The following is a 13408-nucleotide window of genomic DNA, read 5'->3' as shown; positions in this document are numbered from 1 at the left end:
GCTCCATAAGAACGACATCATGCCATTTTCCTGTACTTTTCATTTTAGCAAGCTTTTCACGTATTCCAATTTTTCTAAATCCACACTTTTTATGCAGTTGAATACTTGCTTCATTTTCTTTTATAATTGCAGAATATAGTGCCGAAAACCGTCTTCTTCCGAGTCTAACACTAAATAATTCAATAGAAATGCAGCAATTCCTTTTCATCGCTAATTTTATCTGCTGAATATATTAAACCTATGATACTAGAAGTATTTTATAATAAAAGCTATATTTACAAAATAAAAAAGAACTTCAAATATCTGAAGTTCTTAAAAATACTAGGAGTGTCACTGAGTCCGATGCAATTAATTTGTAATATAAAAAGCAAACTCCTCCAACCCGTTATATGCTTATTTATCCTCTTTTTATTTTGCTTACTTTTAGCTCAGCACCGACCCATATCATAGCTGGAATAAGAATCTGAAAGAACAAAATATAAATTTGATAGGAGTCCAAAAAATTTAATAAATCCATTATACTATTAAACCCTAAAATACTTATTACTAAAACACTTATACTCAGGATGAATAAGATTAATCCCTCATTTCTATTATCAAATAAACATTTCACTCCTTTTACTGCTGCCGATAGACAAATTGATATTTTAGCGATACATGCTAATAGAAAATTGAAAAAAATAATCATTTCAATTCTTGAAAGAAAATCGCCAATACTAATCAATCTCGCTACAGTATAGATTGGGAAATAAGAACTTTCCAGCATAGGAATACCTAAAACCATAGCACTAATTAAAAATATAGAGATTAAGATTACCATGGCAATAAAAACCCCCAAAAAATAAATCATATAAGGATTTTTACGACTTCTAATAAAATCTTCAAATGTTAAAAATAAAATTGTTCCGGCAAAAGTAGTCGAAAGAATTTTTAAACTTGCCTTTACAATGTCCATTATGCTATGTTCAAAAATTGGTAAAAGATTGGTACATTTCATTTCTGACATAGACGCGATTAGTATATACATCAATATAAGAAAATATATTGGAAAAACAAATGTACTCCACTTTTTTAAAGTGTTTATTCCACTAAAGGTTAAATAAGCGGCAGCGATAACAAGTAAAATCATAATAGGAATCACAGGCGTTTCTACTAAGTTCACTATCTTAATAAATTCTGAAATAAGTTTAATAACAATAGTGCTAAGATAAATCGCATACACTATTATTAAAACAGTAATTATTTTCCCAATTATTTTTCCAAATATCGATTCCGTAATATCATATAAATTTTTTTCTGGGAATAAACTATTAATTCTAGCATACATAAGAATAAAAATACTTCCAAATCCTAATGCAAGTATTATCGAGATCCAATTGTCTTGCCCTACTCCCCAACTAATCCCTATAGCAGAATTACTCCCAAGCAAAAACAATACAAGCATATAAATTTCTGTTTTCATTGATGTTATTTTACTCTGCATAACAATACCTCTTTCATCACTTCTGATCCCTATTTATTTCGTTAGCCCTGTATTTGTTATGACAAAATCATGTCTTATTTCGACTTCCATGGTTTGAATATAGTAATCCCAATCTTCTCTTAGCTTGTACCATAGTTCTGGATCATTTTTGTGAATCATTGTTCCAACTCCTAAAATGTCACAATTTAATTCCTTTTTTCCTTTGTTTATTAGTGACTCTAACCTTTGCAAAGACTGTAATTTAGCCGCGGATCTAAATTCTTCAATAGTCTCTCTCTTTGAAAGGTCAATATCAAAATTTACTTCACTCACTTTTACTACACTACTCATATCCAAAAAAATCTTTAAACGGTTTTCATTGTAAGAATATGACATTTTCGTCTTATTTTTCTCTAATTCAAGGACAATTTTATCTTGACTATCGTTTAAAGGGACTGTGATTATACCTCTATTTATCTCATTTGTAGCCAAAAGATAAGTATATGTTTCTTCTGGAGATAAGTATCCTTTCAGCTTATCTCCTTTAAAAATAGCAGTTCCATTTAATTCTACGATCTTTTTTTCTTTATTGTTTTTACAGTGGACTGCAGGTAAAACTAACGAGATTTCGTCTTTACCATGTAAAACATTAAAAATTTTGCAAATATTAACATTTTTACTTGAGGCTGTTGTTTTCCAACCACTCTTTATAATTCTTTCAAGATCTTCGGAAACTATTTTATTATCAACACCGTTTGCCATTAAAACTTCTTTCGCAGTCTTTTCCTGCGAAAGAACTGGTATCACTGTTTCCCGCATTTCCGCATCTCTGGTAAAGAAATCTAAAATAGAATTTATTCCCTCTTCTCTTGCAATTTGGTTGCTAATAATAACAACCTTTAGATCACCCATATATAATTTTTTTGCTAATTTTCTTTTTGCATTTCGAATTGCTTCAAATATCGTTTTTCCTTCTACCTCAATTAGCTGAGATTTACTGGGTTCTTTCTTGCTCGTTTCTGAAAAATCTATAAATTCTATCGTTAGTTGATAATTGTTATTTTCCTCATTTCTATCAATAGCTATCCCTGTGAAAACTGATAGTGTATTCAATCCCCGATAATTCCAACAGCCACTGAGAGGAATGCATATCCCAATGATTAACATAATGCTAATTAATTTTTTAATTACATTCACCTTTATCACCATTCAGTCTTTTTTTATTTTCAGTTAAACTTGAAGGACGCTTAATCATTTTCCACCAAGGACCTCTAATAAAAGTATCTTTAACTTCCTGATACTTCATATTATCCATAGATATTATTTGAGGTATTCCAAAGGAATGTAAATTTAAAAGATGCGTTAATATCATTGAACTACCGATGAAAAAACCCAATAATCCAAATGTAGATGACAATAAAATCAGCAATGTTCTTCCATAAATAATAGAAGCATTCATTTTAGGTACTAAAAAACCAGAAATTGCTGTAAGAGCAACAACAATAAGCATTGGAGCAGCTACAAGTTTTGCAGCTACTGCCGCTTGCCCGACAACAATTGCTCCAACAATACTCAATGCTTGTCCAATTCCGGTAGGAATTCGTATTCCAGTTTCCTTTAAAATTTCGAATAAGATGAGCATAGCAATAAGTTCTAGCACCGCTGGCAAAGGTGCTCCAGTACGTTCCCTAACCATATTAATTAAAAGAGTCGTTGGATATACTTCCTGATTAAATGCAACGGTTACCAAATAAAATGCAGGAAGAGTGACACTCAAAACAAATCCAAATATTCTCAAAATTCTACTCAATGATGCATAATAATAGTTTAAATAATAATCTTCATTACTTTGAAAATTTTCAATAAATAAATAGGGTAATGTCAATACAACTGGCGATCCATCAACAAATAAAGCAATTCTTCCTTCTAATAGCTTTCCCACAACAACGTCCGGTCTTTCTGTATATCCAATCGTATTAAACGGTGATAGTTTTGAATCTTGGATAAATTCTGTTATATAATGACTATCTAATACACCATCAATATTTATTGTTTCAAGTCTACGATAAAGCTCTTCAAGTACTTTTTTGTTAACGATATTATCAAGATAACAAATACAAATCTGCGTATGTGTCCGCACACCAAAGCTTTGAAATTTCATTTTTAAATCATTATTTCGTATTTTTCTCTTAACCATTGAAAGATTAGTCATCAGCGCTTCACAAAATCCCTCTCTCGGACCTAGTAAAACCTTTTCATTGGAAGGTTCAGTAATTCCCCTCGTACTAAAACTCTTACTATTTAAGATAAGAGCTCCTGCTTCACCATCGATAAATAATATGGAATCTCCATAAGTAACCGACTCAATAATTTCTTTCCATTGCGTTGTTTTCTTTATCTGATTGATTGAAATAACCTGATGCATCAATACATCTATTTGCTCTCCTCTTTTTAGAGAAACTTTAGATGATATCAGCGGTTTTATGATATTATTATTAATTATTTTAGAATCCACAAGACCGTCATTTTGTATAATACAATACTTCAATGTAGTATCATTGCAATTCGCTATCCACCTTATTCCGATTGTAGCATCATCAGCAAATATACTTTTTAGTTGAGCAATATTTCGTTCCAATGATGTAAATATCACATCTGCATTTAAGCTTTTTCTTAACATAAAATTTTCCTCCATGACGAAACTTTATTCATCTGGTCTTTTCTGAAATTTATGAAAATCCTATTTTATTGAATACTTGCTTTATTATTTTTATAGATCTTTATCTCAGCACCAATCCAAACAAACAAAGGAATAATAATTTGAAAAAAAACTGCATAGTACTGGTAAATATCAATAAAACTCAACATCTCAAATAAATTTTTAAACTGAAATCTGCTCAATAATAAAACGATTAAAGAAATAAAACACATCATTTTCCAATTTTTAGATGTATTAAATAGCTTTTCAGCTCCTTTTATCGAAGCAAATAAACAAATTGATATTTTGGTTATACCAGCTAATAAAAAATTATAAAATATCGTTACTTCGATTCGTGAAAAAATTTCAGCTATATTAAGAATTCTCGTTGCCATATAAGAAGGAAAATATGATCTTTCTAACATGGGATGCCCCAGAATCATAAGATTACGTAAAAATGTACCCGCTAAAAGCAAAGTTCCTAAAAAAATCCCATATAAATAAATTTTATATGGATTATCCTTTTTTTTAATAGAATCTGCTAATGTTAGAAAAAGTACCGTTTCTGCAAAAGGGAATATAAAAAGTTTTAACGTTGTTGAACCTATAGTGCTGAAATCATATGTTAGCATAGGCAAAATATGCGATATTTCTATATCCTTAATAGATAAAGCTATAGTAAATAAAAAAACCATGATTACAAAAATTATTGCAAACATCACCCATTTTGCAAAGGTCTCTATTCCACTAACAACCATATATCCAGTGACACTAAGGATTGCTATCATTACTACAATCTGTGGCGTTTCTTCCAGAGTCACAATATTGATAAATTCCGAAAAATTTCTTAACACTAATGCCGCTAGATGAATTGCATACCACATCATCAATACAGTTATAATCTTGCCAATTACTTTTCCGAATACTAATTGCGCAATATCATAAAAATTCTGTTCAGGAAATAATCTAATCAACCTAGCATAAACAAGCGAGAGAATACTCCCTAAAATAGCAGCTGCCATTACTGCAATCCAAGTATTCCCGCCTGCGCCGATTCCCATTCCTAATAAAACACTACTTCCAAATAAAAATAATATAATCATACAAATCACTTGATGCATTGAAATTCTATCATTTTGCATAAAAATACCTCTTTCATTTGCTATTACTTTATCAATATTTCATTATTTAATTAATCCTGTATTTATGATTTCAAATTCTGGTCTTATTTCAACCTCTATATTTTTCGGATATTCATTCCAATCTTCATTTAATTGTGACCATGATACTAAACTCTTTCTTTTAACCATTTTCCCAAATTCAAATGCATCACAAGCAAAATCTTTATCTACTTTTTCGATTAATGCTTTTAATTTATCTGAAAATACCATTGTAGCGACAGTTTTTATCTTATCTATATTTTCTTTTTTAGATAGATCTATATCGTTACCATTTTCACCAATTGCTACTGTTGTCTTAATATCTAAGTACACTTTAAGTCGGTTGTCATCGTAAGCATATGATTTTTTCGTCTTATTTTTAAATATTTCAAAAGAAATAGTATCTTGCTTTTTTTCATTTAACGGAAACGTTAAAATGCCTCCCTTAATTTCGTCAACAGCAAAAAGATAATAACGTGTTTCTTCTGGCGATAGATATCCTTGCAACCGATCTGATTTAAAAATTGCCACCCCATTAACCTCAACAATTTTTTTATCTTGATTCGTCACGCAGTGAATAGCAGGCAAAACGAAAACAGAGTTTTCTTTTTTAAATTCATTTACAATTTTATACATATCAATATTTTTTGTCGAAGCTGTCACTTTATTATCCAAATCAAGAATTCTCTCTACTTCTTCAGAAATAACTTTATGATCAACTGCACTTGCCGTAAGAATTTCTTTTGCAGTCTTTTCTTGCGAAATAATTATAGAAAAAGTCTCCCGCGGTTTTTCATTTCTTATAAACCAGTCTAAAAGATATTGTATCCCTTCTTCACTAGCAATCTGATTACTAATCACAAGAAGCTGCATATCAGAAAAGTATAGTTTTTTAGTTAAACTTTTTTTCGCATTTCTAATCGCTTCATAAATCGTCTGACCTTCCGTTTCAATAATTTTAGCTTTACTTACCCCGTCTTTCCCTGATAAATCAAAGATTTCTATAGTTAGCAGATAATTATCATTTTCTATATTTCTATCAATCGCAACTCCTGCAACAATAGAAATCTCATTTAATCCATGATAGTTCCAGCAACCACTAAGCAAGAAACAAAAAATAACGATAAGTAGAATACTAAATAACCTTTTAATCGAACTCACCTCTATCACTATTTTTCAACCGCGTTTTATTCTTTGTTAAGTTTAATGGACGATTGATCATTTTCCACCAAGGTCCCCTTATAAAAATATCTTTTAATTCTTGATAATTGAGTTTATCTATTGCATGCATTTGAGGGATGCCAAATGAATGCAAATTTAGCAAATGAATTAATAATCCAGAAAGTCCCAAGATAAAACCTATTAAACCTAACGTTGATGACAGAACAAGTAATATCAATCGAACATATGCAATAGGCGCATTTAATCTTGGAGCTAATAGGCCAGTAATTGCTGTAGTTGCGATTACCACAACCATAGGGGCAGATACTAATCTAGCTTCTACAGCTGCCTGCCCAATAACAAGGGCACCAACAATACTCAGTGTTTGTCCAATACTAGAAGGGATTCGTATGCCAGCCTCCTTTAAAATTTCAAATACGATTAGCATCAAAATAGCTTCTAGTCCTGCAGGTAAAGGGACATCTAAACTATCTCTAGCAATATTAGTTAATAGTACCGTCGGCAATATTTCGTGATTATATGCAGCAAGTAAAATATAAAAAGATGGAATTGTTATAGTCAAAATAAAGGCAGCAATTCTTAATATTCTTTCAAAGGAAGTATAATAAAAGCTCATATAATAATCTTCATTACTTTGAAAGTTCTCAATAAAGAAATAAGGAATTGTTAATACAACCGGCGATCCATCAACAAATAAAGCAATTCGGCCCTCCAAAAGATTTGCAACCACAATATCTGGTCGTTCCGTATATCCCGTAGTCCTAAAAGGAGACCATCTAGAATCATTTATATACTCCGTAATATAATTGCTATCTAGCACCCCATCAATTTTAATCTTCTCAATCCGTTTTTCAAGTTCATCAAGTATTTTTTTATTTACAATACTATCAATATAGCAAATGCAGATTTGTGTATGAGTTCTTACACCTAGACTCTGAAACTTTATTTTTAATTCATTAGTTCTTAATCTACGCTTAACTAATGAAAGATTAGTCATTAAAGATTCACAAAATCCTTCGCGAGGACCACTGATAATTTTTTCACCAGAAGGCTCATCAATAGAACGCATACTAAAACCTTTGCTATTTAACAGAAGTGCTTCTTTCTCGCCTTCCATAAATAAAATTGTATCCCCATAAGTAACAGCTTCTATAATTTCTTGCCAATCTTTTGTTTTTTTTATCTGATTAACTAAAAGAACTTGTTGAATCAAAGTGTCTATTTGTTTTCCTTTGGTAAGTAATACATCCGATACCATTAAAGGCTTGATAATATTTTCATTTATAATAGCAGAACTAACGAGTCCATCATTTTGAACTAGACAATATTTAAGAATTTGATTATGAGAGTTTGTAACCCAACGAAAGTTTATCGTCTCATCATCAATAAAAATTGATTTGAAAATTTCAATATTCTTTTCCAAAGAAGTAGAAAGAGGTTGTTTTATATTTATTGCAACAGAATCTTCATTGCTATACTTTTCTTTTTTATTACCTTTTAAAAATTTTTTTAGCATAAAAATCCCCCCATAATGGAAATTCATAACTCTATATATTATTGAATCATTTAAAAATAATTATTCCTAATCAAAAGACATATCACTTTGTTTAATAATAGCTTACATTGATCAACTAACAACTTTATGTTATAATAAGATTGTTAGTTGATTAATTTTAAGGGGGTAACCATTTGATAAAATTTGAAAATGTTAATAAATCTTTTAAAGACTCTGTTGTATTATCCAATCTTTCATTTAACATTCAAAAAGGAAATTTAATCGCGATTATCGGCGGTAGTGGCTGTGGAAAAACTACTACACTAAAAATGATTAATCGTCTTATAAAGCCAACCCATGGAAAAATATTTATTAATAATGAAGATATTTCTACACTAGATGTAATAACATTACGTCGTAATATAGGATATGTCATTCAACAAGGCGGATTATTTCCACACATGACAATTCGAGAAAACATTGAGTTAATTCCACACATAGAGAAGAAAGAAAAACAGCAAATTATAAATAAAACAGCAAATTTAATGGAAATGATTGCATTAGATCCGATCTGTTATCTTGATCGGTATCCAAATGAACTAAGTGGAGGTCAACAACAACGAATCGGGATAGCTCGCGCATTTGCAAATGATCCAGAAATAGTATTAATGGATGAACCATTTTCTGCATTAGATCCTATTACAAGAAATAGTTTGCAAGATGAGTTGTTGATATTGCAAGCAAAGTTTAAGAAAACTATTGTTTTTGTTACTCATGATATGGACGAAGCAATAAAAATTGCTGATAAAATATGCATTTTAGAAAAAGGAAGCATCATTCAATATGATACACCTGAAAATATTTTAAAAAGTCCAATAAATTCTTTTGTATCTTCATTTGTAGGCAAAAATAGAATCTGGAATTCTCCTGAATATATAAAGGCCTCCGATATTATGCTGGAGCACCCTATTACTAGTACACCAGAAAATTCTCTATTTAAATGTATGGAAAGAATGCGTTCATCACATGTTGACAGCCTGATGATTGTTGAGCATAGTTGCAGAAAATTGATTGGCATTTTAAAGGCTAATAGTATAAGATCCGTAGAAGATAAAAGTCAACCCGCAAGTGCATTTATGGAAACTAATATAGTTTATGCATCTCCTCATGATACAATTGTCGACATCTTGGAATTAGTAAACAAGTATCAGTTAAAGACAGTTCCTGTTCTAAATGAAAAAAAAGTTTTACTTGGTATAATTACTAATAGTAGTTTGGTCACAACATTTAGTCAGCAATATATAGAAGCGAAGGTGATATAATATGGAATTAATCCAATACTTTATAAATCATCAATCGCAGATATTTAATTTATTAATGGAACATATACAGTTGACATTTATTTCAGTTATGTTAGCTACGCTCATTGGAATTCCTACAGGAATTCTAATTTGCTATATAAAAAAATTAGATAAACCTATCCTAGGCGCAGCAAATATAATTCAAGCAATTCCTTCTATGGCATTATTAGGATTTGCGATACCACTCTTTGGTATTGGTACAATTCCTGCTGTTATTACAGTTACTTTATATTCACTCCTACCAATTATAAAAAGTACTTACACTGGTATTATCAATATTAACCCACAAGTATTAGAGTCCGCCAAGGGTATCGGCCTTACTAGATTTCAAGTACTATATAAAATTCAAATTCCATTAGCCCTTCCTGTAATTATGTCTGGTGTAAGAATTTCATCCGTAACAGCCGTAGGGTTAATGACTATTGCAGCTTTTATTGGCGCAGGAGGGCTTGGTTATTTTGTTTTTTCAGGAATTCGTACCGTAAATACTTTGCAAATTCTAGCTGGAGCAATTCCTGCCTGTCTTTTGGCACTTGCGGTTGATTATATTGCCAATATTGTAGAAAAACTCGTAACTCCAATAAATTTACAGAATCAACCAAGTAAGTCAATGAAAAATTTAAAAGAAAAAAGATTGTATCGTAAGATGATTTTAATCTTTACCTCCATTTTTTTAGTAGGGATATTTTTTTTATCGTCAGATAGTGCAAATAATCCCCATCAGAAAACACTCTCTATTGGGAGTAAGGATTTTACTGAACAACACATCATTGCAAACATGCTTGCAGATATAATTGAAGCCAATACTGACATAAAAGTAACCAGAGAAATTAATTTAGGTGGTACACAAGTTTGCTTTGGTGCATTACAATCTAAAAATATAGATATGTACGTTGACTATACTGGAACAATATACGGTGAAATTTTAGGCTATACACCTACAAATAATATAAAAAAAGTTTATTCGACTGCTAAACAAGATTTATTTCAAAAATACAATATGACGATGTTAAATCACTTGGGATTCAATAACACTTACACGATGGCTGTTCGCCAAGATACAGCACAAAAATATCATCTAAAAACTATAAGTGATTTATCAAATATAGCGTCCTCTTTAAAAGCAGGGGCAACATTAGAATTCCTAAATCGAAAAGATGGCTTACTTGGAGTAACGGGAACTTATGGATTCAATTTTGCTGGAACAATTGGACTTGATGGGGCATCACGATATATTGCTTTAAATAATAATGAGGTTGATATCATAGATGCTTTTTCTACTGATGGTTTAATAAAAAAATTCGACCTAGTTATTTTAGAAGATAATAAAAATTTCTTTCCTCCCTATTATGCAGTACCGATTATAAATAACGATACATTAGAAAAATATCCCGAAATTACGCCATTAATTGAAAAGCTAGGAGCAGTTTTAAATAATAAGGTTATGATTGAATTAAACTATAAAGTTGATGAGCTTCAAATAGATCCATCTGTCGTATCTAAAGAATTTTTAAAAGAAAATAATTTAATTTAAATATATTTATGCAATGCCTTATTTAAGGTATTGCTTTTATTTTATCTAACAAAAAGTTATTTAATTATTTCTATTATTTCTTTAGGCAAAGTTATAGCTGAATCATATAAAAACTATTGTATAAAATTTTTAATAAGGTATAATTAGAATGTTTTTATTTATTCTATCTGGAGGCATTTGAATGAGTTTACCTATATATCAGTCTATTGCAATAGATATTGCAAGACGGATTGTAAATAAAGAATTTTCTATTGGTGACAAAATTTCTGGCAGAACCTTATTATCAGCACATTATGGAGTATCTTCTGAAACTATACGCAAAGCGATAGCAATTTTAAAAGAAGTAAATGTTTTATCAGTATCACAAGGAAAAGAAGTAGAAGTAATTTCGCAAAAACAAGCATTTTTATTTCTCACGAATCAAAAAGAAGTGGAGTTAACTTATTCATTAAAACAAGAATTAGAAATGCTATTAAAAGAAAAAGAAAAAATTGACCTTCGATTTCGTAAAGTTACCAATGATATAATTAATTATTCAGATCGTCTAAAAAACATTAATCCTTATAATCCTTTTGAAATTCAATTAACATCCAATTGTTCAATTGTCGGTAAATCTTTGAAGAGTATTAACTTTAGGCAAAATACAGGATCATTAATCATTGCAATAAGAAGAGAAAAGGAAGTGTATATTGCCCCTGATCCTAATGAACTTCTAAAAACTGGTGATAGACTTGTTATCGTAGGATCACAAGAATCTTTACAAGCAGTAAATGATTTCATTTATAGCTAAAAATATATCACCCGTATATCTTCGATACTAAAAATAGATAATAAATAAAACAACACTCTATAAGATTATAGAGTGTTGTTTTATTTATTATCTATTTTTTAAAATCCCGCAAATTCAACTATATTATTCTATTGCCTGATGAAGCGGCAACAACGACCAAACGGGAGATTCCCATTTTTCTTTGGAACAACCACTACGCAAAATTTGATACCATAGTTAATAAAGAACGATATATCAAATGAAAATATTACATTTGGGAGTTTGCTGCTATAAATTTTCCGCAATTACCTAGTTCAAAACGTCCCCCGGTTGCAATTGAAAAATGGGCTTTAGCTATTCCTAAATCTATTAAATCAAACTTATAGGAATCTTCTACAAAGGCTTGGATCTCCCCCTCTTTGTATTCGAATTTTACTGGTTGCCTATTTTGAGCTGATGGGGCTTTTTGCACAGCTTCAAGTCCATTAATAAACCATTTTGGTACAGGCAGATCAGTTGTATAAAATTCGTTGAGTGTCTTTGTCTTCCGTGTAGCAACTTTATGCACAAGTTTTTCTTTTAGTGTCTCTTTTGCTACATTCCCAATCGTAATGACAATCACTAATAATTCATCTTCCATGGTTGTGAAGATAAAGGTTTCTCTACTTCAACAACATAGGACAAACCAGTGGAATTGTTCCAAATCATCATAGACTTTAAATAGTTTTACAGACATATTCCCTTCCTTGTCCAAAATTCTGCTCGTCGTCGGCCGGATTAACCTGTTCTTTAAGTTTTCCGATACTGTTCTTGTCAAATAATGTTTTCATCTACCCTTCACTTCTATATTTCGATTTTATAGACAAAATACAGTCTAATATTTCTACGTTTTTATATAGATAAGGGGACAGTTCTTTTTGTCTAATATCTAATTATTTAAATTATAGTTACCCTCCTGTATTTATACAAAATAATCCTTCATCTTAGCAAAACATCTCCTTTTTAACCACACAAAAAGGCGTTAATAGCAAAAAACTCTTAACGCCTTATCTTATCTCTAAAGTAAACTCCCCAAATTGCTTTATTACCGGTGGAGACGAAGCATATATTCCGAAAAATATAAAATCAGAAATATTAATTTAACACACCAAGTTTAGACAGGATTTTTATTTCCACTCTTTCCATACTTCTGGTCTATAGCCAACGGTCGCTATTCTGCCATTCCTAACAATCGGAGTCCTTAATACCTGCTGATTTTCCAATACTTTTGCTTCTTTTGCTTCTTCGGTAATATATTTGATCAATGCTACCGTATCTTGATCTTTACACTCCCCATTAATCATAGAATCCAGCCCACCGACTGCCTGCTTTACACTATTAAATTCCCCCTTACTCATAGCTTTTTCCTTTAAGTTGATGAACTGAAATTTAATATTCCGTTCCTTAAAGTAACGCTGCGCCTTTTTTGTATCAAAACATTTTGCTGTTCCAAATATTTGAACATTCATATACAATTACTTCCCCTTTGTGCCAATATCAATTAATACTTTTTACCCGACCAACAATACCACCTTCAAGCATTACTTTAATCCCGCGATGATGGTTTGGTGAATTTGTAAGTATCCTTTGAACGATTCCCTGAGTAAGCTTTCCTGTTCTCTGATCCTGTTTCTGTACTACCATAACACTTGCACCTATTTTTATATTACTGCGAATTGTTCCATCCATAATATGTACTCTCCTATAT

Annotated in this window: 13 protein-coding genes; 3 read left to right on the top strand and 10 right to left on the bottom strand. The window is 30.8% G+C overall.

The genetic code is table 11. The features are described 5' to 3' along the window. From ACWZFG_RS04705 to ACWZFG_RS04675, 7 genes are all read right to left on the bottom strand, one after another. A partial coding sequence (locus ACWZFG_RS04705) for an N-acetyltransferase family protein (RefSeq protein ID WP_455577193.1) occupies positions 1–208 on the bottom strand: 208 nt, incomplete at its 3' end. A 189-nt stretch (positions 209–397) separates the two neighbouring features. Next, on the bottom strand, positions 398–1483 hold the full coding sequence (locus ACWZFG_RS04700; protein ID WP_455577192.1) for a GerAB/ArcD/ProY family transporter: 1086 nt from the start codon (positions 1481–1483) through the stop codon (positions 398–400). Positions 1484–1516: 33 nt separating this feature from the next. After that, a complete protein-coding gene (locus tag ACWZFG_RS04695; RefSeq protein ID WP_418626803.1) occupies positions 1517–2659 on the bottom strand; it encodes a Ger(x)C family spore germination protein in 1143 nt (380 codons plus the stop codon). Then, positions 2646–4142, bottom strand: coding sequence for a spore germination protein (locus tag ACWZFG_RS04690; protein WP_418626802.1), 1497 nt, complete (start codon positions 4140–4142; stop codon positions 2646–2648). Before ACWZFG_RS04690 ends, ACWZFG_RS04695 begins: the two co-directional genes overlap by 14 nt. 65 nt (positions 4143–4207) lie before the next feature. Continuing rightward, positions 4208–5302, bottom strand: coding sequence for a GerAB/ArcD/ProY family transporter (locus ACWZFG_RS04685; protein ID WP_418626801.1), 1095 nt, complete (start codon positions 5300–5302; stop codon positions 4208–4210). A 42-nt stretch (positions 5303–5344) separates the two neighbouring features. Continuing rightward, a complete protein-coding gene (locus ACWZFG_RS04680) occupies positions 5345–6490 on the bottom strand; it encodes a Ger(x)C family spore germination protein (protein ID WP_418626800.1) in 1146 nt (381 codons plus the stop codon). Beyond that, positions 6468–8018, bottom strand: a complete 1551-nt coding sequence (locus tag ACWZFG_RS04675) for a spore germination protein (protein WP_455577191.1) — start codon at positions 8016–8018, stop codon at positions 6468–6470. Before ACWZFG_RS04675 ends, ACWZFG_RS04680 begins: the two co-directional genes overlap by 23 nt. A 173-nt stretch (positions 8019–8191) precedes the next feature. Here ACWZFG_RS04675 and ACWZFG_RS04670 point away from each other — a divergent pair, with 173 nt between their 5' ends. The 3 genes from ACWZFG_RS04670 (at position 8192) to ACWZFG_RS04660 (ending at position 11682) form a co-directional block, all read left to right on the top strand. Beyond that, positions 8192–9319 (top strand): ABC transporter ATP-binding protein, encoded by a 1128-nt coding sequence (locus ACWZFG_RS04670; RefSeq protein ID WP_418626798.1) that lies wholly within the window; start codon positions 8192–8194, stop codon positions 9317–9319. A 1-nt stretch (position 9320) separates the two neighbouring features. Next, positions 9321–10892, top strand: a complete 1572-nt coding sequence (locus tag ACWZFG_RS04665) for an ABC transporter permease/substrate-binding protein (protein WP_418626797.1) — start codon at positions 9321–9323, stop codon at positions 10890–10892. A gap of 181 nt (positions 10893–11073) precedes the next feature. Beyond that, positions 11074–11682: a TrkA C-terminal domain-containing protein gene (locus ACWZFG_RS04660; RefSeq protein ID WP_455577190.1), complete on the top strand. Its 609-nt coding sequence runs from the start codon at positions 11074–11076 to the stop codon at positions 11680–11682. A gap of 247 nt (positions 11683–11929) precedes the next feature. On the opposite strand, the gene ACWZFG_RS04655 is transcribed toward ACWZFG_RS04660, so the two are convergent. The 3 genes from ACWZFG_RS04655 to ACWZFG_RS04645 form a co-directional block, all read right to left on the bottom strand. Continuing rightward, the gene (locus tag ACWZFG_RS04655) at positions 11930–12301 is read right to left on the bottom strand and encodes a nitroreductase family protein (RefSeq protein WP_418626795.1); all 372 of its coding nucleotides are present in this window, start codon (positions 12299–12301) and stop codon (positions 11930–11932) included. Positions 12302–12827: 526 nt separating this feature from the next. Further along, complete coding sequence (locus ACWZFG_RS04650; protein WP_147667559.1) at positions 12828–13169, bottom strand: arsenate reductase family protein; 342 nt, start codon at positions 13167–13169, stop codon at positions 12828–12830. A gap of 28 nt (positions 13170–13197) precedes the next feature. Next, positions 13198–13408 (bottom strand): YwbE family protein (locus ACWZFG_RS04645; protein WP_455577189.1); only part of this gene is annotated, 211 nt, incomplete at its 5' end.

This window comes from Anaerosinus sp. (assembly GCF_965318445.1).
Note: the sequence above shows the minus strand (reverse complement) of the source record. Positions and strands in the feature narration are given on the sequence as shown.